Consider the following 24,767-nt stretch of genomic DNA (forward strand, 5'->3'; position numbering starts at 1 on the left):
CCCGGGCCGTCGGCGGAGCCGAGCCCGGGGCAGGGACGCGAGCGGGCCCCTTCGGGTAACGTGCCGCTGCGTATGCCCAGGTCGAAGCGGAGGCGAGGAGGGGGCGGAGACGTGGCGGCCCGACCGGACGAGGACACGGCACCCGTGCTGCCGTACGGCGGCGACGGCGCCTGGGAGCAGCAGTTGCTGGACCATCTGCGGCCCGCCGGACGCGACCTCGGCCGGCTCGTCGCCTGGCTGGCCCGCACCACCCGGGCGGTCGTGTGCCTCCAGGACGCGCACGGCCGCCTGCTCGCCGGTGAGCGCCTGCCGCTCGATGCCGCCGTGGCCCGCGACATCGCCGCCGGCCGGGTCGCCGCCGCGGCCCTGGAAGACGGCGTACGGCATGTGCGGCTGGTCGGGATACGGCACCCGGGACCCGGCCCGGCGGCCGGAGCCGTGCTCGCCGTGGCCCGCCCGGCGCCCTTCGACCGGCACGCCGCCGAGATCCTCAACCACACCGCGGGCGTGCTGGAACTGCTGCTCAGGGAGCGGGAGCTGGCCGATGCCGGGCGGCGGCTGCGGCGGGCCACGGCCGATCTGCGCCTCGCGATCCTGCAACTGCTGATGGTGGAGGACACCGTCTCCGCCCGCCGGGTCGCCGCCGGGCTGTGGCCGGGGCTGCTGGAGGAGGACACCGCCCGCGTGTACGTCGTCGAGACCTCCGCCGCCGAACGCGACCGGCTCGCCGACGCCTGCGCGGACAGCACCGAGGGCCGGGCCCTCGTCGTGCGCTGCCCCGCGATGGACGGACACGTCATCGTCGTCGGCCCGTCGGCCGAGGTGGGGGAGCGGCTGCGGTCCCTCGTCGCCGGCCACCCCGGCACCTTCCTCGGCGGCAGCCCCCGCCAGCGCCTGGCCCTGACCGCCACCGCCTACGGACAGGCCGTCACCGCCCTGGCCGTCGCCCGCTTCCGGCCCGAACGGTCCGCGGTCTACGCCGCCCGCACCCGCCCCGCCCAGCTCATGGACCCGGCCGGAGTGCGCACCTGGGCCGCCGGGGTGCTGCGCCCGCTCGACACACTGCCGCACCATGTGCGGGCCGAACTGCTCGCCACCACCGGGCTGGGCCTGGAGTTCACCGCCGTCAGCGCCGCCAAGGTGCTCGGCGTCAGCCGGAACACGGTCCGTGCCCGGATGGACCGGGTCGCCGGCCTGCTCGGCGCCGACTTCTCCCGGCTCGCCGTCCGCGCCGTCGCCCATCTCGCCCTCAACACCGAGGCCGCGCACGGCCCGTACGACCCCGGCGGCCCCGCGGGCCATCCGGCGGACCGGGACGGGCTCGCGGACCTGCTCGGCACGCGGGCGCTGCGCACCTGGGCCGAGGGGCTCCTCGGCCGGCTCGACGAGGACGGCCGGGACCTGCGCGCCACCCTGCGCGCCTGGACAGCCGCCGACGCGCACGCCGAGCGCGCCGCCCAGACGCTCGGTGTCCACGCCCAGACCGTGCGCGAACATCTCCGGGCGGCCGAAGGTGTCCTGGAACGCCGGCTGACGGGCGGCGGCACCGATCTGTACGAGACCGTCCTCGCCCACCTGGTCACCGGCGAGCTGCCCGTACCCGAACTCGGTACGACGAACCGGGAGGAACCGGACTCGGCTGTGCACGGGTGAGTGCCCGGCGGACCGGGCCGGGCACCGGTGCGCTACCCCGGGCCCCGTATCGCACGTAAGTTCAGTGGTCCGCGGGGCACGACCGGCACGGGGGACCGGTCGCGGCCCCGCGCCGCTGCGTCAACCCGTGGGTGTGACCGGGAGGTTGTAGACGTGGGCGGGGGTGATGATCGTCGTGATCGCCCTGCCCAGCACCGTGGTGGGCTCCTGGCCCTGGTAGTCGGTGTCGGTGTTGAGCAGCACGACGAGCGTCGTCCGCGTCGACGGCAGGTGGACCGTCAGGGACTCGTAACCCGGCAGGGAGCCGTTGTGGCCGATCCAGCCCTGCACGTCGAAGATGCCCAGGCCGTATCCGGCGCCCTTGATCGTGCCGGTCTGCGGTGTGATCAGCCGCTGTTGCTGGGTGGCGGCGCTGATCATCCGTTCGCCGTCGGGGAATTGGCCCGTGGCGACGGTACGCGCCCAGATCCGCAGATTCTCCAGGGTCGAGATCATCGCGCCGGCCGCCCAGCCCCAGGACGGGTTCCAGTCGGCCGCGTCGGCGACCTCGCCGTTCGCCGTCTGCTCGGTGTAGCCCTGCGCGTGCGGGCTGGGGAACTCGTTGCCCGTCGGGAAGAGCGTGTCCCGCATGCCGGCCGGATCGGTGACGTGCTGCTCGATGTAGTCCCCGAGGCGCTGCCCGCTCTGCTTCTCCACCACCAGGCCGAGCAGGATGAGGTTGGTGTTGCAGTAGGAGAACTTCTGCCCCGGCGGGAACAGCACCGGATGCTTGAAGGAGTAGGCGAGCAACTGCCGGGGTGTGAAGCCCCGTTGCGGATGCGAGGTGAGCTCCTTGACGAAGCCCGGGTCCGCGGAGTAGTTGAACAGCCCGCTGCGCATGTCCGCGAGCTGCCGCAGCGTGATCCGGTCGCCTCCCGGCACCCCGTCGACGTACTTGCCGATCGGGTCGTCGAGACCGACCTTCTTCCGGTCGACCAGCTGCAGCAGCGCGGACACGGTGAACGTCTTGGTCTCGCTGCCGATGCGCATGTACAGGTCGGGCGTCATCCTGCGGCCCGTGCTCGTGTCGGCCACACCGAACGAGCGGACGTAACTCGGCTGCCCCGGCGTCCAGATGCCGACGGTGGCGCCGGGAATGTCCGCCTCGCGCATCACCTTCCGTACGGCGGCGTCCAGTTGGCGTGCCACGACCGGCGTGAGGTCGCGGACGGCCGGTCCCGAGGGGGAGGGGCCGGGTGACCCGGTGGCCGGTGCGGCGGGTGCGGAAGCCGGCGTTGCCCATACGGGCGCGGCGGCGGGCGGTGCCAGCAGCGTCCCCACCGTGACGGCCACCGTCGCCCCCCTCAGCAGGCGTGCGGACGATTGCGACATGGGCTGACTCCAAGCACGTGAGAGCCGAACCTGCGCTGAGCGGGACGTCGGAGCCCGGACCTCCCAGCATAGGAGCGCGCACCCCGGCCCGCCCGTCGGACCGGGCGGGCCGGCAGGGCGCGCGGGAGCGCCGGCGGGATGCTTGTCCGACAGGTGAGGGGCCCATTCGGGGGACGGCCTCACCCGGCCCGGTGACCCGACGGGGCCGGGCGTACCGGCGGTGACTCACGGGCGTTGCCCCGGCATGAACCGCTTGGACGGCATGGACCGTTCGGACCGCCTGGACCCGGCGTACCGCCCCGACCGGCCGGACGCGGCGTACCGCCTGGACCCCGCCTACCGCCTGGACCGGCTGGAGCGTAGGCACCGTACCGGCCGTCCGGAGCAGGCGGGCCCGGGGGACCGGACGGAGCAGGCGCGCCGGGTGGACCGGATCGACCAGGCGCGCCGGGCGGAGCGAACCGATCAGACGCGTCACGTGGACCGGACCGATCAGACGCGCCGGGCGGACCGGACCGATCGGACGCGTCACGTGGACCGGACCGATCAGACGCGCCGCGCGGACCGGCGCGAGCAGGCGGACCGGGCCCGGGAGCCGATCTACGCCCGGCTCGTCGCCGAGTGGCGAGCGCAGGGGCGGGCCGTGCCCGCGGAACCGGACGTGCTGTGGGCCGTCGTTCCCGGTCTCGCCTCGCGCACCCCGGCCGCGGCCGAGCGCACCTGATCCGTCACTGCCCGCACAGCGGGGCGAGGACGGCGAGGGTGCCGTTGGCCTCCCGCAGGGCTTCTTCGAGAGTGCCGGGCGCGTGCAGCGTGCCGGTGCCGTCGGGCGGCACGAGCCACTCCAGGAAGCGCGCCGGGCGGTACGGCGGCGGTACGGCCACCCAGGACCCCTTGGTCGCGTACCGCAGACCGGCGCCCACCCAGCCCCCGGACGGGTCCGGCGGCACGAAGAACCCGACCCGGCCCGCCGCCGAGTCGACCAGTGTCGGCCCCGGGACGGGCATCCCGGGCCGCCACAGCAGGTCCAGGGTGAGCAGCCCGAGCCGGTCGGGCACGCTCAGCACGTCCCAGAAGCGGCCCGCCTCCAGCAGCGCGATCCCCTCACCGTGATCCCACTCCCATTTGCACGAGCGCGGGTCCGCCGCCGCGGCGGCCAGCCACTCCACGCCCCGCATCCACATCGTGTTCGTCATGCGCTGCTCCGGATGTCCTCGCTCGCCTGCCTCGGCGCAGGCAGCGACCACGGCCGGGCACGTCGTGCGCCCGCACAGCGACCCGGCATATGCATGCTCGTAGATATTTCTACGTGGCGGAAGGGGTGGCGCGGCCTGGCGTTTGAGACGGTTCGTTCGAACTACGGCTGTGGGTTCGTCAATTGGGGGCGTCCGCCGAGCCGGGGGCCAGCACCAGCATGGAGACGTCGTCCCGGACCTCGTACCGCAGCCGCACCAGGTCCTGCCAGACCAGTCCGGGCAGGTCGGTGGCGGGCCCGGTACCGCTCAGGGCGGCCAGCCGCGCCGGCAGCGGATAGAAGACGTCGCTGGCGTCCCGCGCCTCCCACACCCCGTCGGAGGCCAGGAACAACCGGTCGCCCGGCCCGAGCGCCACGGTGATCTCCTTCGGCGGTTCGACGCCGAGCAGCCCGAGGCCCAGTGGTGGCCCCGGCGCGACCGTCACCTCCAGGGCGTGCTCCTCGTGCAGCAGGACGGGGGCCGGATGACCGCAGCCCACCACCCGCACCGCCCGCCCGTCGGCGGAGAACTCCAGCAGCACGCCGGTGGCGAACAGCTCCCCGTCCGGCACACCCGCCGAGTCCACCGCCAGCCGGCGGTCCATCCGCGCGGCCACCGACTCCAGGTCCGGCTGGTCCAGCACGGCCTCCCGGAAGGCACCCAGCAGGGACACGACCGTGGAGACCGCCGACAGCCCGTGTCCCCGGACGTCCCCCATCACCGCGCGCACCCCGTACGGCCCGTCGCGCACGTCGAAGAAGTCCCCGCCGACCAGCGTCCCGTCCTGCGCGGCCCGGTAGAAACCCGTGCACTCCACGCTTCCGACCCGCTGCGGCAGCAGTGGCATCACGGCGCGCTGCACGGCCTCGCCGATCGCCCGCTCGGCGTCCAGCTGGGCGTCCCGGCGACTGCGCACGTACGACACGAACACGCTCAGCACGGCCACGAAGACGATGGTGAGCAGGTCGGTGTTGCCGGGACGGTTCAGATGAGTGGCCGGGACGTTCAGCGCCGCGACCACTCCGGCACCGAGGACGGCGGTCGCCAGCGGGCCGTACGACAGGACCGCCAGTGGCGGGATGGCGCCCAGCAGGAAGCCGAGGTCGCGGGCGTGCGGGGTGACCGCGGTGGCGGTGCTGACGCCGACGAGCAGCGCCACGGGCAGCACCCGTACCCACCCCGGCGGCGGCGCCCCGCGCAACCACCCACGCTCCTCCCGCGCCCCCCACCCGCACACCAGTCCCACACCCCCAACGTACGCCGCCACCCCGGACCGGGCCTCTCGCTCCGCGGCGGGAGAGGCGGGCGCCTGAAGCCGGCCGGAGCCCCGAGTTCCCGGCAGGGCGGCCACGGCGCCGGGGCCGGCCCGGGGTCCGCAGGCGGGTCGGCGGTGCGGGGCCCGGGGTCAGGCTGTGGTGGTGGCCAAGTGGCTCTGCGCCGTTGCCAGGATCTCGGTGACGCGGAGGCCGAACGCGGCGTCGCAGGCGTGCGGGCGGCCCGTGCGGGCGGCGGTCAGCAGGGCGTCGGCCGCCCGGGTGAGCGCGGGGACCGCGCCCTCGGAGCTGCCGGGGAGAACCGTCACCCCCGCCTCGCCCCTCAACTCCACATCGGCCCCGGCGGCGGCCGGCGGCGCCGTCAGGCTCAGCGTGAGCGTGCTGGAGGCGCCGGTGGCGTGGTCGAGGACCAGGTGGACGGTGTCGGCGGGACCGTGCGCCGCCGCCACCACCTGCCGTACGTCACCCAGGACCGGCAGCAGAACGGACAGGGCGTGCGGGCCCACGTCCCACAGCGCACCCTTCTCCCGCCGCCACGGCGAGTCCGCGAACGGGCTGTCGGACGTGAACACCGCCCCCAGCCATTGCGCCCGCGCCGTGAACCAGCCCGCCACGGCCGCCTGCTCCTCGATCCAGGCCTCCGGCTCCTTCTGGAAGCGTGCGGTGAAGAAGACCACCGACGCCACCCCGGCCCGGTCCACGGCCGCCACGACCGACCGGGCCTCGGCGACCGACAACGCCAGCGGCTTGTCCAGCAGCAGATGACGGCCCGCCCGCGCCGCCCGCACCGCCAGCTCCGCCTGCACGGACGGCGGCAGGGCCACCGCCACCGCGTCCACGTCGGCCAGCAGCGCGTCCGCGTCGTCGTACGCCGTGACGTCGTACCGCTCCGCCAGTTCCCTGGCCGCCGACGGCCGGCGCCCCCACACCCCCGCGAACCGCAGGCCGGTGTGTCCGGCGAGCGCGGGGGCGTAGGCCGCCCGGGCCCACGGGCCCGTTCCCAGCAGTCCGATGCGCATGCCGTGTTCCCTTCTCCGAGCCGATCCCCGCACCCTCAAGATGCTGCGCTCCGGTCGCCCTTCGCACACCTGACGTCAGAATCCCCGCCCGCGGCAAGCCAGTTGGCGATCGTGGCGGCGATGGGCTGACCTGTGTCCATCTCCACGAACCCGAACTGGCCCGACTGGTTGCACTCCAGGAACCACCAGATCCCGTCCGCGTCCTCGGCGAAGTCGAATGCGCCGTACGCGAGTTCCGCGCCCCTCATGTACCGCCGCACGCCCTCCGCGACGCTCGGCGGCACCTGAGCGGGCAGCCACGGGGAGACCGACGGGGCGAACCGGACGTCCACGTCGTCGGGGTGCGCGTCGGGGGCGGTGGGCTTGCGCGCGGCCAGCAGGGTGTCGCCGACGACGGTGAGCCGGACGTCGGCCCGCTTGGCGATCCGCCGCTGCAGCAGTGTCGGACCGAAGGCGACCGCCGCGAAGTCCGTGTCCGGCGCGACCCGGCTGGTCGGCACCGCGCGCGGCGGCTCCTGCGGATGCGCACCGGAGACCGGCTTGACCACCAGGTCCGGGTAGCGCGCGGCGAACTCCCGCGCCGCCTGCGGGAATGTCGTGATCAGCGTGGCCGGCACCGGCAGGCCGCAGTGCTGGGCGTGACGCAGCTGCCAGGGCTTGTGCCGGGCGCGCTGGGCGGCGTCGGGATGGTTCATCCAGCGCGCGTCGGTGCACCGCAGCATGCCGTACAGCGCCTGCGCGGACTCCTCCGTCAGCCAGGCCGACGGGTGGACGGCGCGGGCGGCCGCGGTACCCGGCCTGCGCACCCAGACGGAGCGCAGGCCGCTCATGCTCACCAGGCGCCCGCCGACGGACAGATGTCCACGGCAGGCGCCCTGCACGTACTCGCCCGACAGCGCCACCCCGTTGGTCAGATCGGCGGGGTCGAGCCGGACGACGGGCACGCCGGCCTCGCCGAGCCGGAGGACCACCATGTCCGCCGTCACGTCCTCTTCACTGGTCAGGATGAGCACGGTCATGTTCTCGGGTCCGCGGTTCAGTCGTCGAAGTGCGTCTTGGAACCGGCGGTCGACGTCGTGGTCCCCAGAGCCCTCAGGGTCGCGTGGTCGGTGGCGGCGATCCGCCCGTCCGGGAGGACGTTCAACTGCAGTCCGGAGTCATACGCATACGGAGTGGTGACGTCCAACTGCACAGCGGGGCGCGCGTAGTTGAGCGTGAACGGTTGCATGGTCTCTCCCTGGTTCGGCTTTCACGTCCTTATACGAATCGAACGGGTGATTGGTTTCCTTACGCTGCGTAACCGCAGGCCGGAGTGGGTGCCGCGAGTCCTCCCCGTAAGGAAACAACACAACGTTGTTCCGTTGGCCGGGCCGGATAGCATGCCCGCATGGCACAGGACGCCTACGACGCCCACGAAGTTCACGATGCCCGGGATTCCCAGGCCGCCCAGGCCGCGGCCCGGCTGCGGCTCGCCGCCCTCGCGGCCGACGCCGCGCTCGACGGTACCCCGGCACACCGGGTCGCCGAGGACGCGGCGCTCCTCGCCCGGCTGCTGAGCGCGACCGACCGCCGCGGGCCCGGGACCGGCGCGCCGTCGGGCGTCACGGCCGACGACGTCGGCGCCGCCCTCGGTCTCGTGGACGGACTGCGCCGTCAACTGGACCGGCTGGAGAGCCAGGTGGTGATGGAGGCGCGGCGCCGGGGTATGGACTGGCGGCAGATCGCCCTGCACCAGGGGATGAACTCCGCGCAGGCGGCCTCGCAGCGCCATCAGCGGCTGACGACCCGGCTCGAAGAGATCCGCCAGGGCGTCAGGTAGAAAGACGGATGTGGAAATGACGGACCAGCCCGACGACCTCTTCTCGGCGGTGGACTCGCTGCTCGCCGCCGTGGACGACGGCACCGTGCTCCCCGCCCCCGCGGAGCGGACACGGCTGCGGGAGGCGGCCGGCCTGACCGAGGCCGCGGTCGCGCAGGCCCTCGGCGTCCGCGTACCCAGCATCCAGGCCTGGGAGGCGGGCCGCGCCGAACCGAAGGGCGACCGCCGCGAGGCCTACCGCCGCCTCCTGGAGGGCCTCTCCCACCGCTACCCGGCTCCACCGCCCACGTCTCCTCCGGCCGCCACTCCGGGTCCACAGGTATCTCCGGCGGCGCCCCTCCAGCGAATGTCTGCAACCCACGGGACACCCGCGGACGCCACCGAGCCTTCCACGGCGCCCCCGGCCGCCCCGGCTGCCGGGTCCCGGCAGCCCTTCACCCCGTCGGCCCCCACCGCGACCGCTCACGCCGCGCCGCCGCCCGGCACCGCACTGTCCGAGCCGAGCGCTCGGGCCGCCGAGCCCCACCGAACGGTGACGGCTCCGGCCACTGCGTCCGCATCCCTCACGTCTCCGGCCGCCGCACCGGGCCCGCAGACGTCCTCGGCGGCGCCCCTCCAGCGAACGTCCACAGCCGACGGGACGCCCGCGGACGCCACCGAGCCTTCCGTGGCGCCCACGGCCGCCACCTCGATCCACCCGGCGGCCGGGCTCGACACATCTCCGGCCGCCCCGGAATCCGCCGCCCCGCCGCAGACCGTCCCCGCTCCGCCGGCCGCCGATCGGTCGGCACCCCCTGGCCGCCCCGAGCCCGGACATCACACTCCCACCTCAGCCACCACCGCCGGCACCGACCCGGCCCCTCGTCCAGCGCGCCGTCCCGCCGGCAAGAAGGCCGCCTCCGGAAAGTCCCGCACCCCCTCCGCCCCCGAACCGGCGGACCCCCGCTTCGCGCACGGGCCGCTCGCCGTGATCGACGTCGATGACGACGGCCGGGTGAGCGCGTACTGCGTCGGCGGGCTCGTGCTCGACGTGCCTGCCAGGTCGCTGCCCGCGCTCGTGGAGTGGACCCTCGCCGAGGCACGGCTCGGACAGCCGCGGCTGCACCGGTCCGGCAAGGACGCCGATCCGCTGGTCGTGCTCACCGAGTCGGCGTGCGTGCGGTACGGGCTGCCACCGAAGCTGAGCGACGAGGAACGGCTCGCCGGACGGATCCCCGACACGAACAAAGCTGTCCGGCAGTTGCTCAAGGCCGACTGGCTGCTCACCCGGCGCGGTTTCGGCCCCTGGGCCTGGGTCTACCGCCCCGCCGAGGGCAGCCGGCGCCACAGTGTCCACTTCTGTCTGCCGTCCTGGAACGCGCTGGACAGCCGGTACTGGGGTGACGCGGGCGGCCTGCCCGCGGCGGAACTCGCCCGGGTCCTCGGCGCCTACGCGGCCCGCGTCCTCACCCCGTGCGGCTCCACGGCCGTGACGGGCCTGGAGCTGATGACGGCCCTGCATCCGCCGACCCGCGCGGTGCGGGACGAGCACGGCACGTGGGTGTCCGCGCCGAACCCCGGTGCCCTGACCGAGGCCGTCGACTGCGCGCCCTGCGAGGCCCCGGACGGGCACCCGCTCCTCGCCCACCTGCCCCGCTTCCACGAGCGCACCCCGGCCGAGATGCTCCGCGAGGAGGCCTACGACTGGGCCCGGCCGCTGACCGACGAGGAGTGCATGCGGCCGTACCTCGTCGGCATCGACGTCAACATGGCGTTCGCGGCGGCGGCCAACCGTACCGTCGTCGGCCTCGGCGCCCCGGCGCATGTGCACAACCCGCAGTTCGACCCGGCGCTGCCCGGCTCCTGGCTGGTCGACCTCTCCCACGTCCGGCTCGACCCCCGACTGCCGAGCCCCTTCACACCGGACGGTGAAACGCCCGAGGGTCCGGCCTGGTACGCGACGCCGACCGTGGCGTACGCCCTCGAACTCGGCTACGAGGTGGCACCGCTGGAGGCGTACGTCCGTCCCGAGCACGGCCCCTACCTGGACGCTTGGTACACCAGGCTGCGCGACGCCTACATCGCCACGATGGCCGACCTCGGCGTCACCACCGGCATGACGCCCGAGGAGTACCTCACGGCGATGGCGGGCCACAAGGACCGCGACCCGCACCTCGCCCTCGTGCTCTCGGCGATCAAGGCCACCGTCAAGGGCGGCATCGGGAAACTGCGCGAGCGCGGCCGCTCCGGCTGGCGGCCGGGGGAGCGGTGGCCGGCGATGGACCGGCCGACCTGGCGCCCGGACATCCGGGCCGCGGTCATCGCCAAGGCGCGGATCAACATGCACCGCAAGATGCTCGCCACCGCCCGCGCCACCGGCCAGTACCCGGTCGCGGTCCTCTCCGACTGCGCGGTGTACGCCTCGCCGGGCCCGACCCCGCTGGGCTTCCTGCCGTACCGGGACGGCAAGCCCCTGCCCGGCGGCTTCCGGATCGGGGTCAGCCCCGGCATGGTCAAGCACGAGGGCACGCAGAGCGTGCTGTGGGCGGAGGGCCTGCGCGAGGAGCACGGCGACCACCTCAACCTCGCCCGCTACATCAAGTCCGGGCTGATCACCGCCCCGGACGCGGAGGAGTAGCCCCGCATCACGCCCGCAGCGCGCTCCGGGCCACCGCCAGCGCCTGGTCCGCGTATCCGCGCCCGAACAGCACGGCGTGCACCAGCAGCGGGAACAGCTGGTGCACGCCCACCCGGTCCCGCCAGCCGCCGGCGAGCGGCGCCGCCTCCTCGTACCCGGCGAGCACCCGGTCCAGATGGGGGCAGCCGAACAGCTGGAGCATCGCCAGGTCGGTCTCCCGGTGCCCGCCGTGCGCGGCCGGGTCGATCAGCCGGACCTCGCCGTCGGCGCCCCACAGCACGTTCCCGTTCCACAGGTCGCCGTGCAGCCGGGCGGGCGGCTCGGCGGGTCCGGCCAGCTCCGGCAGCCGCACGCAGACCCGCTCGAACACCTCCGCCTCCCGGTGCCGGAGCGTGCCGCGGTCGACCGCGCCGCGCACATAGGGCAGTACGCGGTGCTCGGCGTACCAGCGGGGCCAGTCGGTGCCGGGCGTGTTGCGCATGGGAGCGAGGCCGATGAACGCGTCCTCGGGGCCGTCGGGCGGCGGCGCTCCGAAATCCGAAGCACCCGCGCCGTGCAGGGCCGCAAGGGCCTGGCCGAAACGCAGCGCCGCTCCGGGGTCCGGTCGGCCGGTCGGCACCCGTTCCGTGACCATCCAGCGCTCGTCGTGACCGAGCACCTCGGGCACCCGGACCGCACCCGCCGCGGCCAGCCAGCGCAGCCCGGCCACCTCGGCCCGTACCGCCCCGGGCGCGTCACCGCGCTTGACCATCACCGGGATATCGCCGTCCAGCATGACCTCGGCCGGCGATCCGGCCCCCGCCCGCCCCTCGCCGACCGGGCGGCCGGTGAGCCGGGACGCTGCCCGGCCCGGATCCTCGTAAGCCCCGTCTCCGTTGACCACGGCCCCAGGGTACGGCCCTCAACAGATGTACGGCTCACGGAACTTCGACCATTACTACGACTGTTTCCAGCCAAACTCAGATGGTCACTACCCGTGCTGATTCCGTACCGCTAGCGTGAGGGCGCCGCGCAGCCACACCAGGGGCACCGGGCCCCGACGGGACTAGCGCGCGGCGGAGGACTCCCTCTGTGACCACAGCATCCGTGCTGATGGCCGACGTCTTCGAAGTCCAGCCGTACACCTCCCACTGCGAGGTCATCCTGGGCGAGGGCGCGCACGCCGTGATCGGTGTGTCCCCGGGCAACAGCTACTTCTCGGCCCGCCGCCTGCACGCCCTCGCCCGCTGGGGACTGGACCGCTTCGACCGCGTCGACTTCGTCTACACCGACCTCTACGTCGCCGAGATGTACGAGGCGTCCGGATACCGGCCGGACGAGGCCCGGCGCAAAGCGGTGAAGAACCTGCGCGGAGTGCGCGCCAAGATCCGGGACGCCGTGGCGGCGGCAGATCCGGACGGCACCCGGCTCGACTGGCATCCCATGTCGGAGTTCCGCACCAACCCCGCCTACCAGGAGATCCACCGGCAGCTGAAGGCCCGGCTGGGTTCCGACGGCGCCTTCCGGACCGTCTGCGACACCCTGGTGAATCGTTTCCTCACCGCCCGGGGAGAGGAGCCGACCGAGCAGCTGCGGGCCGTGTGCCTGGAATACGTGTGCGCCGAGGCCCCGCTGTTCCTGGACACCCCCGCGATCCTCAAGGTGCCGTCCTCGCTCAACTGCTACCACCAACTGCTGCCGATGGCCGAGCTGTTGTACTCCCGCGGCGCCGGTCTGCGTGCCTCCCGCAACCAGGGCCACGCCGTCGTCACCCCCGCCGCCCTGGAAGGAACCGCCGCATGACCACCGCCCCTGCTCCGAGCGCCCCGCCCCTGCTCGGCTTCCCGTTCTCCTGGGACGGCACCCGGGTGCCCGCCGAGGTCGAGGAACTGCGTACCACCACCCCCGTGCGGCGGGTACGGACCATCGCCGGCGACGAGGCCTGGCTGGTGTCGTCGTACGAACTGTGCGCGCAGGTGCTGAAGGACGACCGCTTCTCCCTCAAGGACACCTCCGCCCCGGGCGTGCCCCGCCAGTACGCGCTCACGATCCCGCCCGAGGTCGTGAACAACATGGGCAACATCACCGGGGCCGGGCTGCGCCGGGCGGTGCTGAAGGCGCTGAACCCGAAGTCACCGGGCCTGCTGGAGTGGCTGCGCACGGAGGCCCACCGCCTGGTGGACCGGCTGCTGGCCGACGGGCCCACGGCGGATCTGCGGGGCGCGTTCTGCGAGCCGTACTCGGCGGGGATGCACTGCCACATCCTCGGCATCCCGCAGACCGAGGCCCCGGCCTTCCTGCGCAGCCTCGACATCGCCTTCATGAACGCGCCCTGCCCGATCGCCGGCGCGCGCATCAACTGGGACCGGGACATCACCCGGATGACGGCCCTGCTCGACGACCCCGCGACAGTCGGCCTGATGGGCGAACTGGCCGCCCTGCGCGACGACCCCGACTACGCCCATGTCACCGACGAGATGCTGGCCACCGTCGGCGTCACCCTGTTCGGCGCCGGGGTCATCTCCACCTCGGGCTTCCTCGCCATGGCCCTGGTCTACCTGCTCACCCACCCCGTCGCCCGCGACCTCCTCCGGGACCGCCCGGACCTCATCGGCCCCGGGGTGGAGGAACTGCTGCGGGTGAACCTCTCCATCGGCGACGCCCTGCCCCGACTCGCCCTGGACGACATCCGGCTCGGCGACACCGTGGTGAAGAAGGGCGAACTGGTCCTGGTGCTGGTCGAGGGCGCCAACCTCGACCCGGCCAAGTTCCGGGACCCGCACCGCTTCGACGTCCACCGCGACAACACCGCCGATCACCTCTCCTTCGGCGGCGGAGCCCATTACTGCCCCGCGACCGCCCTCGGCCGCGCCCACGCCCGTATCGCCCTGGAGGTCCTCCTCACCCGCCTGCCGGACCTCGCCCTGGCCGTTCCGCCCGGCCAGCTGGTCTGGCGCACAGGCTTCATGAAACGCATCCCCGAACGGCTGCCGGTGACCTGGTAACCCCAGGGGTCACCCGTACGCCGTCCCGGGCCAAGCCGCCGGGGACGACGTACGGGCGCACCGCGCGGCTCGGGGAGCACGGCCCGGGGCCGAGGTGCCGACGGGCCTCCCACGGCTCGGCGGGCGGCCGGCGCGGGAGACATCAGGCCGGCCGCTCGACGGGCTCACCCGGCCCGCACCCCGGCGTGCGCCCGCCGCGCTGTGGGGTCCTCGGAACGCCCTCAGCCTCCGACGGCGTACGACCCCCGCGTCACCCCCACCGGATTGGCCGGCGGCAGCAGACCCGAGCCCTCGACGGCGTGGGCCAGCGGTTCCAGCAGGCCGGCCAGGCGCGCGGTGCGGTCCGGGCCGAGGGCGGTCCACGGTCCTTCGGCCGCCGCGTCGGTCAGGGCCTCGACCTCCGTGCGTACGACCGCACCGGCCGGGGTGAGGGACCCGTCCGCCGCGAGCAGACCCCGCTCGCGCAGTCGGGCCCCGGCCGCGTTCCAGTCCGTCTGCTCCCACTTGCGCGTCTCCCGCAGGAACGCCTCGTCCGACTCGTCGGCCGCCGTCTTGAGCAGCATCGCCTCGACCGGCCCCAGCCCCTGGCTCACCAGCACCGCGACATGCGAATCGCCCCTGTGCTCGCGCAGGGTCGTCAGCGCCTGCCACAGCCGCGCGGCCGGGCGCTCGGGCCGCTCCAGCGCCTGGTTGGCGGCGCCCAGCACCCGGCCCGTGGTGTCCGCGGCGGCCGCGGCCTGCCACGCGAGGTCGGCGGCCTCGGCGAAGTCGGCGGAGCCGACGGTGTCCGGCCCGAACAGGCCGGTCATCGCCGCGTCCAGGGCGTCCAGGCGGGCGGCCAGGACGTCACCGGGTGCCGCGTACTGCCAGGCGTCCGGCAGGGCCCGGGCCACCCGGTCGGGGTGGAAGACGTAGAAGCAACTGGTCACCACGGACGGAGACACGGCGCCGAGCGGCGCGGCCCGCAGCGCGAAATATCCCATCCAGTACCCGCGCATCCCGAGCGCGTCCGCCGCCCGGCGCACCTCCGGTGCGAAGTACACGAGATCGTGCACCGGCTCGTACCGTTCCCACAGCGCCCGCGCCATCCCGTCCGCCACTGATTCCTCCCACCGCTTCCGCCTGCCGTGCCTGTCGGCACCAGCCTGCGTTATGACGGCAGTCATAACAAGGGGATCGTGAATCTTCGTGACCGATCGGCGTGATCTCGCTGGGGAAGGGTCTGGACCGGATCCCGTCGACACCGGGACGGCTCCATCAACTGCGGTTCTGAGTGGGGGAGTTGTCATCCAGGCAACCATGGGTGACGCGCCCTGTGCTGCGGACGTCCGCGTGAGGTGGGCGTAATAGACGGCGAGGTGCCGTACGACGGTGGCGCCACGCCGCTCGATTCACCCGGACGGCGGTTCAAAGGAGGCGATCACTGGGTCAGACGGGTGGCTGGGTGACCCGGCTGGGTGGCTCGGATGGTGCGAGTCCGGTTGCTCGCTGACGGTGGTTCATGTCGAGGCCGGGTCTATCCAGCTGATGAGGTATCCGCTGCCCGGTCACGGCGGAAGGACATCGCTATGCGTTCTGCCCGCAGGCTTTTGGCAACGGCGGCCGTCACTGCCGCCCTCGCCTTCGCCACGCCCGGCGCCGCGTTCGCCGCCCACATGGGCGACGACGGTGGCCGCGACGACTCTTCTCACAGCCGGAACCACGGCCGGGGCGGTGACCGCGACCGGGGTGGCGACGACAACCACGGCCGTGGCGACGACCACGGCCGGGACCACGACAACAACGGCCGCGACCACGACAACGATCGCGGAGACGACCACGACAACGGCCGCGGACACGACGAGCCGCGCGGTGGAATTCACACCGGCGGCGGAGCACTCTCCGTCGTGCGAGGCGATGACCACGGCGGTGACCGCGGCCGGGGCGGCGACGACGAGCGCGGCCGGGGTGGCGACGACGAGCGCGGCCGGGGTGGCGACGACGAGCGCGGCCGGGGTGGCGACGACGAGCGCGGCGGCGACGAGCGCGGCGGCGACGACCACGGGCGTGGCGAAGACCACGGCGGTGACCGCGGCCGGGGTGGCGGCGACGAGCGCGGCCGGGGTGACGACCATGGTCGGGGCGAGGGCCGCGGGCGTGGCGAGCCCCGTGGCGGTGTGCACACCGGTGGTGGCGCGCTCGCCCTGGTGCAGGGCGACGACTGGGGTTCGGACTCGGGCCGCGACAACGGCCGGGGCAACGGCCGTGACGGCGGGCGTGACGGAGGCCGTGACAATGGCCGCGACGGCGGGGGTGACGGCGGCCGCGACGGCGGGGGTGACGGCGGCCGTGACGGTGGGCGTGACGGCGGCCGTGACGGTGGGCGTGACGGCGGCCGGGAGAACGGTCGTGGCAACGACGAGCGTGGCAACGACCGCGACCGGCCCAACGGCGGTATGCACACGGGCGGCGGCGCGCTCGCCGGTCCGAGTCTGACCGCGGGCGGGCTGGCGGTGCTGGCCGCGGGTACGGCCGGCGTCTACGTGATGCGCCGCCGGAAGGCCGGTCGGGCGTCCTGATCCGACCGATCCGACGGCTCGTTCCTGAGGCAGCGGCCGCCGCCGACGTGCTCACCGCGTCGGCGGCCCGCCGCCGGGGGCCGGTCCCCGTGTCCCTCTCCCCGCGCCGGGCCCTGCGTGCCGGCGCCCTTGTTCTCATCCCCGTGCTGCCGTGCCCGAGCGAGGTGGTGTCCGATGGCAGCAAATCCCTCCTCCCCGACAACGGCGGACGGGCAGAGTTCCGGCCGTGGCGGACGACTGAGCCTGTGGATTGTGGCGATCCTCGTCCTCTTCGCCGCCGTGTTGGGCGGCCACCACAAGGCGGGCGACGCCTCGCAGGCCGCGCGTCCTCCTGGTGCAGCAGGTACAGGTGCTGGCGCAGGTGCTGGTACAAGCACAGGAGCAGGCGCTGGTAAAGGTGCAGGCGCCGGTCCGGGCGCTGTTGCGACGGCCCGCCCACAGCAGGACGACCCACAGCAGGACGACGAGGAACTGCCCCGGTCCGCACCGACCCGGCTGCTCATCCCGAAGATCGACGTGGACGCCCCCTTCACCACCCTGACCATCGGCGCCGGGAACCAGCTGCAGCCCCCGACGGCCGACGACACCAACCTGGTCGGCTGGTACGCCAAGGGCGTCTCGCCCGGTGAGAAGGGCACCGCGATCATCGCGGGGCACCTCGACACCACGACCTCCCCCGCCGTCTTCGCCGGCCTCGACGAGCTGAAGCAGGGCGACCAGTTCACCGTGGAGCGGGCCGACGGGCGCGACGCGGAATTCGTCGTGGACGACACCGAGACCTTCGCCAAGGACGCCTTCCCCGACCAGCGCGTGTACGCCGACGCGTCACGCCCCGAGGTCCGGCTGATCACCTGCGCGGGGCCGTACGACCACGACGCGAAGGACTACAAGGACAACCTGGTGGTCTTCGCTCACCTGGTGTGAGCCGGCCGCCCGTACGGGTCAGGCGGCGCCGTCCGCGAAGGGGCCGCCCGGTGTGAACGCCCGCGCCGCGAACCGCTCGCCGATCCGGCGGTGCGCGGCGGCGTCCGGGTGGAGGTCGTCGGGCAGCGGCAGTTCGCCGAAGTCGGCCTCGCCGTACAGCTCACGGCCGTCGAGGTGGTGCAGGTTCGGGTCCTCGGCGGCCCGCTCGCGCACGATCCGGGCCAGCTCCTCCCGGATGACACGCAGAGTGAGTTTTCCGCTCGCCGTCTCCGCGGGGTCCCCGGTGGCCCGGAACCGCAGCCGTCCCTCGTTCAGGGCGGAGAAGTCCGGGGCGCTGGGGCCCGGCGTGTCCTCGTGTATCGGGCACAGGATCGGCGAGACGACGAGCAGCGGGGTGTCGGGGTGCCCCTCGCGGACGGTGTCGAGGAAGCCGTGCACGGCCGGGCCGAACGCGCGCAGCCGCATCAGGTCGGTGTTGACGACGTTGATGCCGAGCTTGACGCTGATCAGGTCGGCCGCGGTGTCGCGCAGCGTGCGCGCGGTGAACGGGTCGAGCAGGGCGCTGCCGCCCAGCCCCAGATTGATCAGCTCCACCCCGCCCAGGGCCGCGGCGAGCGCCGGCCAGGTGGTGGTCGGGCTCGCGGCGTCCGAGCCGTGGCTGATCGAACTGCCGTGATGCAGCCACACCGCGCGGCCACGGTCCGCCACGGGCTCGACGGGCGCGTCGGCGCGCAGTGCGACGAGCTCGGTCGTCTCGTTGTGCGGCAGCCAGATCTCCACGTCCTTGAGCGTGCCGGGCAGATCCGTGAAGCGGACCGTGCCGACCGGGCCGGGACGCTGCTCGGCGCGGCCGGCCGCCATGTCGATCGTGAGCGTGTTGCCGCCCTCGACCCGGCCGCTGCCGGCGAGCCGTCCGTCGACGAGCAGGTCGTACACACCGTCCGGGCGGGGCGGCGCGCCGACGTAGACCCGCTTGGTCGGCAGCGTGTCCAGCTCCACGGTGGTCGCGCGGGTGCGGAACACCAGTCGTACGCCGGAGGGCTGCGACTCCGCCATGGCCAGCTGCGGGTCGGCGCACTGGGCGCGGGCGCGGGCGGGCAGCCGGTGCGGCAGCAGTCCGCGCTCGGTGCGCTCCAGGTCGAGCGCGCCGCGCAGGAGGTCGGAGGTGAGGGGGATGGCGTGCATGGTGTCCGCCTGCGTTTCGATGAGGGATGAGTTTCGATGAGGGATGAGTGGAGGGCGAAGCGGGTCAGGGGGAGGGCCAGGCACGCAGCAGGGAGTCGAGCGCGTCCAGGTTCCGCGTCCAGGACTCCTGCGCGTCGGGGGCGCTGTGGCTGAAGGCGCCGGCCGTCTCCAGGCTGACGTAGCCGTGGAAGAAGCCGCCGAGCAGCCGGACCGCATGGGTCTGGTCGGGCTCGGCGAGGTCGTAGCCGCGCAGGATCGCCCGGGTCATCTGCGCGTGCCGGCCGCCCGCGCTCGCCGCCGCCGCTTCGGGGTCGAGCGGGTGGCGGGTCGCCGCGTAGCGGCCCGGGTGCTCGCGGGCGTAGTCGCGGTACACGTCGGCGAACGCGGTCAGGGCGTCCTTGCCCGCCCGGCCGGCGAGCGCCTCGGCGGCGCGGTCGGCGAGCTCCTCCAGGGCGAGCAGCGCGATCCGGGTCTTGAGGTCCTGGGAGTTCTTCAGATGCGAGTACAGGCTCGCGACCTTGACGTCGAACCGCCGGGCCAGCGCGGACACGGTCACCTGCTCGAAGCCGACCTCGTCGGCCAGCTCGGCCCCCGCACGGACCAGCCGCTCGGTGCTCAGACCTGCGCGAACCATCAGCTCTCTCCTCTCCGACAGAGAGGATTATGGAGCTACCTAATACTTTTAGGCAAATACCTTTAGGTAGAGGTGGACTCGCGCAGCACCAGTGAGAAGGGGCTGACGAACTCCTCCTGCTCCGTCGGAGGCCCCGCGCTGCCGAGGCGCGCGACGAGCAGGCCGACGGCACGCTCGGCCATCAGGTCGTGATCCGGATCCACCGTGGAGAGTGACGGGACGAGGAAGGCGCCCTCGTCGACGTTGTCGAAACCGATCACCTTGACCTGCTCCGGCACCCGCACCCCCGCGTCCGCCAGCCCCCGCAGCACCCCCATCGCCACGGTGTCCGTCACACAGAACACGCCGTCGAAGTCCAGGCCGCCCGCCACCATGGCCCGCGCCCGCCGGGCCCCCTCCGCCATGGTGAGTTCCGGCACGCTCTGTACCAGGGCCGGGTCGGCGGGCAGCCCGGCCGCCCGCAGCGCCTGCCGGTAGCCGGTGTGGCGCAGGTTCGACATGTGGACCTCGTCGCGCAGCTCCCCGCACACGACGGCCACGCGCCGGCAGCCCCGTTCGATCAGATGCCGGGTGGCGGCCGCCGACGCCTCGACGTTGGGCATGGCGACATGGTCCACGGGCCCGCCGAAGATCCGCTCGCCGAGGATCACCACCGGGTGGTCCACCTTGAGCGCCTCGACGTCGGCCGGGCCCATGCCGACCGTGCTGAGGATGAGCCCGTCGTAGAGCCGGTTGCGGGACAGCGACAGCGCCGCCAGTTCGTTCTCCCGGCGGGCGCCGGTCTGCTCGACGCTCACCCTCAGGCCGTGCCGGCCGGCCGCGGTGAAGATGGCCGCGGCCAGCCGGCCGTAGTACGGGCGGTTCAGCTCGGGGACCGCGAGGCCGATGGTGCCGGTGCGGCCCTTGCGGAGGTTGCGGGCGGCCACGTTGACCCGGTAGTCGAGCCGGGCCATCGCCGCGAGGACGCGTTCCCGGGTGGCGGGGCGGACGTTGGGGTGGTCGTTGATGACGTTGGAGACCGTCATCGCCGACACCCCGGCCGCCTTCGCCACGTCCTGGATCGTCGCCACGCTCACTCCCGCCCGCTGTCCTCCACCCCGCTGTCCTGCGCAAGACGATAGAGGGCGGCGCCGTGGGCGGACACGTCGACGGTCAGGTGCCGGCCGTCGTGCGCGACCGCCGTACGGCTCCACAGCTCGCGGACCCGGTCGCCGGGCCGGGCGCCGAGCGAGCCGAGCGGAACCTCGTACCGGCGGGGCTCGTCGGCAAGCGAGAACACGGCGGCGTAGCGGGTACGGCCGTCGGTGTCGCGGGCCGTCCAGAGCACCAGGTCGCCCTCGCGCAGCACCTCGCGGTTGCCGGTGCTGTGCCACAGCACGGCCAACGCCTCGTCATTGCTGAGGAGTTCGATGGTCTCGGGCGGGCTGGTCGGCAGGTCGCCGCCCATCATCAGCGGCGAGCGGGAGATCAGCCACAGGGTGAGCAGGCTGATCTGCTCGGGCCGGGTGAGCCGGGACATCCGGTCCTCGCCGCGTTCGGCGCGGATGCCGATCCGGCCGAGCGGCAGCATGTCGGCGTCCGCCCAGCCGCCCTCGCCCTGCCAGGGGGCCCACCGCGCCATCCGCGCGAACTGGGCCTCCACGTCCGCCCAGCGGTCCCACAGGTCGTCGCAGACCCGCCACATCGTGGCGTGCTCCCGCAGATGGTCCAGGTGGGCGACGGAGACATCGGTGCCGGGGGACAGGCTCAGCTCGATGGGCCGGCCGCTGCGCTCGATCGCCCGTGCGTAGGCCGCGATCTCCCGCTCGTGGTACGGGAAGAGCATGTCGTCGGCCTTGACGAAGTCCACGCCCCAGTCGGCGAACTGGGCCACCTGGGAGTCGTAGTAGGCCTGAGCACCCGGGTGGTCGTGGTTCAGGCCGTGGTTGTCGGAGTTCCACGGGCAGACCGAGTCCGTGTCGGCGATCTCGTCGGCGGTGAACTCCGTGCCGTACACGGGCAGTCGGGCGGCGACGGCCCGGCGGGGGATGCCGCGCATGATGTGCAGGCCGAAACGCAGACCGAGGTCGTGCACTCGCCGGGCCAGCGGTGCGAAGCCCGCCCCGCCGGCGGCGGAGGGGAACCGGTTCGGCGCCGGGAGCTGACGGCCGTAGGCGTCCAGGACCAGCGGCGCATCCGGGTTGTAGCCGTGGGCGCGGGCTGTCGGCTCGTACCACTGGATGTCCACCACGACCGTGTCCCAGCCGTGGGGGAGCAGATGGTCGCGCAGGAACTCCGCGTTGGCGAGCACCTCCTCCTCGGTGACGGTCGTGCCGTAGCAGTCCCAGCTGTTCCAGCCCATCGGGGGACGCAGCCGCCGGTCGGGCAGGGGCCGTTCCATGGCCGCCATGTGTCAGCCCTCCGCGGTCGTGGGGGCCTGGACGGTCACGAAGGAGTGCGGCGGCAGAGTCAGGACCAGCCCCCGGTCGGTGACCCGCACCCCGTCGCCGTCGAAGGCGCGCGGCGCCACCGCCTCCGGCGTCCGCGGGGTGTTGTGGGCCTGGAGCTTGTCCGCGGTGAGGATCCGCGCCCGCGCCTCGCCGATCCGGCCGCCGCGCAGGTCCAGGGTGACCTCGGTGCTCTCCTCGGCGTCCAGGTTGCTCAGCGAGACGAGGAGCGTGCCGTCCTTGACGCTGGCGGAGACCGACACCGTCTCCAGCTCGGTGTCCCCGACGGTGCGCCGGGCGTCGTCCGCGCGCAGATGGACGGGGAGCGACGTGGCGTCCTGGTGGCCCTTGTTCATCTCGAAGACGTGGTACGTCGGGGTCAGCACCAGCGCGTCCCCGTCGGTGAGCAGCATGGCCTGCAGGACGTTGACGGTCTGCGCGATGTTGGCCATGACCAGGCGCGCCGCATGCCGGTGGAAGATGTCGAAGTGGGTGCTCGCCACGAGCGCGTCACGCAGCGTGTTCTGCTGGAACAGGAAGCCCGGGTTGGTGCCGGGCTCCACGTCCCACCAGGTGCCCCACTCGTCCAGCACGAGGCCGACCGTGCGCCCCGGGTCGTAGCAGTCCATGACGGTGGAGTGGCCGGTGAGGATACGGTCGACGCGCCGGGCGGAGACCATCGTCCGGTAGTAGTCGTCGGTGTCGAAGCCGGTGGCGCTGCCCTTGGCCTCCCAGGGACCGGCCAGCGTGTAGTAGTGGACGGACAGGGCCTGGTAGTAGGTCCGCGGGGTGGCCTCGCAGCCGAAGCAGTTGATCTGCCGCATCAGCGTCTCGGTCCACTTGTAGTCCTCGTCGGAGGCGCCCGAGGCGATGCGGTACAGCTTGTTGTCGCCGTGATCGCGGCAGTACGTGCCGTACTGGCGGGCGAGGTCCGCGAAGTACTCGGCGCGCATGTTGCCGCCGCAGCCCCAGGTCTCGTTGCCGATGCCCCAGTACTTCACCCGCCACGGCTCCTCGCGCCCGTTCTCCTTGCGCAGCCGCACCATCGGGCTGTCGCCGTCCCGGGTGAGGTACTCCACCCACTCGCTCATCTCGCGGACCGTGCCGCTGCCCACGTTGCCGCTGATGTACGGCTCGGCGCCGAGCAGTTCGCACAGCGCCATGAACTCATGGGTGCCGAAGTGGTTGTTCTCCTCGACGTTCCCCCAGTGGGTGTTGACCATCCGGGGCCGCTGCTCGCGCGGGCCGATGCCGTCCATCCAGTGGTACTCGTCGGCGAAACAGCCGCCCGGCCAGCGCAGGTTGGGGATGTCCAGGGCGCGCAGCGCGGCCACGACGTCGAGGCGGATACCGCCCTCGTTCGGGATCGGGGAGTCCTCGCCGACCCAGAACCCGCCGTAGACACACCGGCCCAGATGCTCGGCGAAGTGCCCGTACAGGTGACGGCTGATCGTGGGTCCCTCGATGTCGAGGTTGATGATCGCGGTGGCTGTGGGCACGGGCGTACTCCGATTCAGCGATGGAACGAGACGATGCCGAGATCCTTTGTATCGATAAAAAAATGGCAGCCCGACCCGGCCGGGTCAAGGGGGGAGGGAATTGGTTCGCGCGGCGGCGACCGGTCGTCCTAGCCTGCCCGGCATGGCAAAAGCACCCGTTCTCACACCCCGGGCGGACGACTTCCCGCGCTGGTACCAGGACCTGATCACCAAGGCGGAGCTGGCCGACAACGGCCCGGTGCGCGGCACCATGGTCATCCGACCGTACGGGTACGGCCTGTGGGAGCGGATGCAGCAGGAGATGGACGCCCGGATCAAGGCGACCGGCACGCGGAACGCGTACTTCCCGCTGCTCATCCCGGAGTCCTATCTGACCCGGGAGGCCGAGCACGTCGAGGGCTTCGCGCCCGAGCTCGCGGTCGTCACCCGGGCGGGCGGCAAGGAGCTGGAGGAGCCTGTCGTGATCCGCCCCACCTCCGAGACGATCGTCAACGAGTACTTCGCCAAGTGGGTGCAGAGCTACCGCGATCTGCCGCTGCTGATCAACCAGTGGGCCAACGTGGTGCGCTGGGAACTGCGCCCGCGCCTGTTCCTGCGCACCACCGAGTTCCTGTGGCAGGAGGGCCACACCGCGCACGCCACGCGGGAGGAGGCCCGCGCCTTCGCGGCCCGCATCCAGAGCGAGGTCTACGGCGCCTTCCTGCGCGACGTCCTCGCCATGGACTTCGTCTCCGGGCGCAAGACGGCCCGGGAGCGGTTCGCCGGCGCGATCAACACCCTCACGCTGGAGAGCATGATGGGCGACGGCAAGGCCCTGCAGATGGTCACCAGCCATGAGCTGGGCCAGAACTTCGCCAAGGCCTTCGACACGCGGTTCGTGTCGCGGGAGGGCCGGCAGGAGCACGTCTGGCAGACCTCCTGGGGCTCCACCACCCGCATGATCGGCGCGCTGGTGATGACCCACGGCGACGACGACGGGCTGCGCGTCCCGCCCCGGCTGGCCCCGGTCCAGGCGGTGGTCCTCGCCGTCAAGGGCGACGAGGAGGTGTCGGCCGCCGTCCGCGCGCTCGGCGAGCGGCTGCGGGAGGCGGGCGTGCGCGTGGAGGTCGACGACCGCACGGACGTGCCGTTCGGCCGGCGCGCGGTCGACTGGGAGCTGAAGGGCGTGCCGGTACGGATCGAGGTGGGCCCGCGCGATCTGGAGAGCGGCACCGCCGTGCTGGTCCGCCGCATCCCGGGCACCAAGGAGCCGGTCGCCGTCACGGCGCTGCCCGTGCTCCTGCCCCGGACGCTGGAGGACGACCAGGCGCTGCTGCTCGCGCAGTCCCGCCGGCGACGCGAGGAGCGCACGGTCGAGGTGAGCACCGTCGACGAGGCCGTCGAGGCCGCGGGCACCGGCTGGGCCCGCATCCCCTGGGCCGCGCTGGGCCCCGCCGGCGAGGCCCGGCTGGGCGAGCAGGGCGTGTCCGTGCGGTGCCTGGTCGCGGCGGACGGTTCGGTGCCCGCGAGCGACGACGAGCCGGGGAGCGTCGCGATCGTGGGTCGGGCTTACTGAGCGCCTCCTGAGTC

The 24,767-nt window shown here is 73.4% G+C and carries 23 protein-coding genes; 9 read left to right on the plus strand and 14 right to left on the minus strand.

Annotated features, from left to right (window positions below):
• Positions 1-111 precede the first annotated feature (111 nt).
• A complete protein-coding gene (locus O1G22_RS38405) occupies positions 112-1,653 on the plus strand; it encodes a helix-turn-helix domain-containing protein (RefSeq protein WP_270085526.1) in 1,542 nt (513 codons plus the stop codon).
• A 120-nt stretch (positions 1,654-1,773) separates the two neighbouring features.
• Here O1G22_RS38405 and O1G22_RS38410 read toward each other — a convergent pair whose 3' ends face one another.
• On the minus strand, positions 1,774-3,024 hold the full coding sequence (locus O1G22_RS38410; RefSeq protein WP_270085527.1) for a serine hydrolase domain-containing protein: 1,251 nt from the start codon (positions 3,022-3,024) through the stop codon (positions 1,774-1,776).
• 244 nt (positions 3,025-3,268) lie between these two features.
• Between O1G22_RS38410 and O1G22_RS38415 the strand changes: the two genes are divergently transcribed.
• Entirely contained in the window at positions 3,269-3,748 is a 480-nt protein-coding gene (locus O1G22_RS38415; protein WP_270085528.1) for a hypothetical protein, read from the plus strand.
• 4 nt (positions 3,749-3,752) lie between these two features.
• On the opposite strand, the gene O1G22_RS38420 is transcribed toward O1G22_RS38415, so the two are convergent.
• From O1G22_RS38420 to tgmA, 5 genes are all read right to left on the minus strand, one after another.
• Positions 3,753-4,220 (minus strand): hypothetical protein, encoded by a 468-nt coding sequence (locus O1G22_RS38420; RefSeq protein WP_270085529.1) that lies wholly within the window; start codon positions 4,218-4,220, stop codon positions 3,753-3,755.
• Between the two features lie 178 nt (positions 4,221-4,398).
• Positions 4,399-5,460, minus strand: coding sequence for a PP2C family protein-serine/threonine phosphatase (locus O1G22_RS38425; protein WP_270085530.1), 1,062 nt, complete (start codon positions 5,458-5,460; stop codon positions 4,399-4,401).
• A gap of 204 nt (positions 5,461-5,664) precedes the next feature.
• Positions 5,665-6,552 carry a Gfo/Idh/MocA family protein gene (locus O1G22_RS38430; protein ID WP_270085531.1) on the minus strand — a complete coding sequence of 296 codons (888 nt, stop codon included), beginning with the start codon at positions 6,550-6,552 and terminating at the stop codon, positions 5,665-5,667.
• Positions 6,553-6,587: 35 nt separating this feature from the next.
• Positions 6,588-7,571: an ATP-grasp ribosomal peptide maturase gene (gene tgmB, locus O1G22_RS38435; RefSeq protein ID WP_270085532.1), complete on the minus strand. Its 984-nt coding sequence runs from the start codon at positions 7,569-7,571 to the stop codon at positions 6,588-6,590.
• A gap of 17 nt (positions 7,572-7,588) precedes the next feature.
• Positions 7,589-7,780 (minus strand): putative ATP-grasp-modified RiPP, encoded by a 192-nt coding sequence (gene tgmA / locus O1G22_RS38440; RefSeq protein WP_020938095.1) that lies wholly within the window; start codon positions 7,778-7,780, stop codon positions 7,589-7,591.
• 159 nt (positions 7,781-7,939) lie between these two features.
• On the opposite strand from tgmA, the gene O1G22_RS38445 reads away from it, so the two are divergent.
• Positions 7,940-8,371, plus strand: a complete 432-nt coding sequence (locus tag O1G22_RS38445) for a hypothetical protein (protein WP_270085533.1) — start codon at positions 7,940-7,942, stop codon at positions 8,369-8,371.
• Positions 8,372-8,387: 16 nt separating this feature from the next.
• Positions 8,388-10,988: a telomere-associated protein Tap gene (tap, locus tag O1G22_RS38450; RefSeq protein WP_270085534.1), complete on the plus strand. Its 2,601-nt coding sequence runs from the start codon at positions 8,388-8,390 to the stop codon at positions 10,986-10,988.
• Between the two features lie 7 nt (positions 10,989-10,995).
• Here the strand turns inward: tap and O1G22_RS38455 are convergent, their stop codons facing one another.
• Positions 10,996-11,871, minus strand: coding sequence for a fructosamine kinase family protein (locus tag O1G22_RS38455; RefSeq protein ID WP_270085535.1), 876 nt, complete (start codon positions 11,869-11,871; stop codon positions 10,996-10,998).
• A 188-nt stretch (positions 11,872-12,059) separates the two neighbouring features.
• Here O1G22_RS38455 and O1G22_RS38460 point away from each other — a divergent pair, with 188 nt between their 5' ends.
• Complete coding sequence (locus tag O1G22_RS38460; RefSeq protein WP_270085536.1) at positions 12,060-12,770, plus strand: cyclodityrosine synthase; 711 nt, start codon at positions 12,060-12,062, stop codon at positions 12,768-12,770.
• The gene (locus O1G22_RS38465) at positions 12,767-13,972 is read left to right on the plus strand and encodes a cytochrome P450 (RefSeq protein WP_270085537.1); all 1,206 of its coding nucleotides are present in this window, start codon (positions 12,767-12,769) and stop codon (positions 13,970-13,972) included. Before O1G22_RS38460 ends, O1G22_RS38465 begins: the two co-directional genes overlap by 4 nt.
• 221 nt (positions 13,973-14,193) lie before the next feature.
• Here O1G22_RS38465 and O1G22_RS38470 read toward each other — a convergent pair whose 3' ends face one another.
• Together O1G22_RS38470 and O1G22_RS38475 are read right to left on the minus strand one after the other, a co-directional pair.
• The gene (locus O1G22_RS38470) at positions 14,194-15,072 is read right to left on the minus strand and encodes an SCO6745 family protein (RefSeq protein WP_270085538.1); all 879 of its coding nucleotides are present in this window, start codon (positions 15,070-15,072) and stop codon (positions 14,194-14,196) included.
• A gap of 447 nt (positions 15,073-15,519) precedes the next feature.
• Positions 15,520-16,134: a hypothetical protein gene (locus tag O1G22_RS38475; protein WP_270085539.1), complete on the minus strand. Its 615-nt coding sequence runs from the start codon at positions 16,132-16,134 to the stop codon at positions 15,520-15,522.
• On the opposite strand from O1G22_RS38475, the gene O1G22_RS38480 reads away from it, so the two are divergent.
• Together O1G22_RS38480 and O1G22_RS38485 are read left to right on the plus strand one after the other, a co-directional pair.
• The gene (locus tag O1G22_RS38480; protein WP_270085540.1) at positions 16,129-16,530 is read left to right on the plus strand and encodes a hypothetical protein; all 402 of its coding nucleotides are present in this window, start codon (positions 16,129-16,131) and stop codon (positions 16,528-16,530) included. The two genes, O1G22_RS38475 and O1G22_RS38480, sit on opposite strands and share 6 nt — an antisense overlap.
• Before the next feature lie 174 nt (positions 16,531-16,704).
• A complete protein-coding gene (locus tag O1G22_RS38485) occupies positions 16,705-17,454 on the plus strand; it encodes a class F sortase (protein ID WP_270085541.1) in 750 nt (249 codons plus the stop codon).
• Between the two features lie 18 nt (positions 17,455-17,472).
• Here the strand turns inward: O1G22_RS38485 and O1G22_RS38490 are convergent, their stop codons facing one another.
• The 5 genes from O1G22_RS38490 to O1G22_RS38510 all read right to left on the minus strand — a co-directional run bounded on the left by O1G22_RS38490 (position 17,473) and on the right by O1G22_RS38510 (position 23,198).
• A complete protein-coding gene (locus tag O1G22_RS38490; protein ID WP_270085542.1) occupies positions 17,473-18,639 on the minus strand; it encodes a GDSL-type esterase/lipase family protein in 1,167 nt (388 codons plus the stop codon).
• Positions 18,640-18,703: 64 nt separating this feature from the next.
• Complete coding sequence (locus tag O1G22_RS38495; RefSeq protein ID WP_270085543.1) at positions 18,704-19,273, minus strand: TetR/AcrR family transcriptional regulator; 570 nt, start codon at positions 19,271-19,273, stop codon at positions 18,704-18,706.
• 62 nt (positions 19,274-19,335) lie between these two features.
• Complete coding sequence (locus O1G22_RS38500) at positions 19,336-20,343, minus strand: LacI family DNA-binding transcriptional regulator (RefSeq protein ID WP_270085544.1); 1,008 nt, start codon at positions 20,341-20,343, stop codon at positions 19,336-19,338.
• A 2-nt stretch (positions 20,344-20,345) separates the two neighbouring features.
• Complete coding sequence (locus O1G22_RS38505; protein ID WP_270085545.1) at positions 20,346-21,662, minus strand: glycoside hydrolase family 27 protein; 1,317 nt, start codon at positions 21,660-21,662, stop codon at positions 20,346-20,348.
• A 3-nt stretch (positions 21,663-21,665) separates the two neighbouring features.
• Positions 21,666-23,198 carry an alpha-N-arabinofuranosidase gene (locus O1G22_RS38510; protein WP_270085546.1) on the minus strand — a complete coding sequence of 511 codons (1,533 nt, stop codon included), beginning with the start codon at positions 23,196-23,198 and terminating at the stop codon, positions 21,666-21,668.
• A gap of 142 nt (positions 23,199-23,340) precedes the next feature.
• Between O1G22_RS38510 and proS the strand changes: the two genes are divergently transcribed.
• On the plus strand, positions 23,341-24,753 hold the full coding sequence (gene proS / locus O1G22_RS38515; protein ID WP_270085547.1) for a proline--tRNA ligase: 1,413 nt from the start codon (positions 23,341-23,343) through the stop codon (positions 24,751-24,753).
• Positions 24,754-24,767: the final 14 nt, after the last annotated feature.

This window comes from Streptomyces camelliae (genome assembly GCF_027625935.1).
GTDB classification, from domain to species: Bacteria; Actinomycetota; Actinomycetes; order Streptomycetales; family Streptomycetaceae; genus Streptomyces; species Streptomyces camelliae.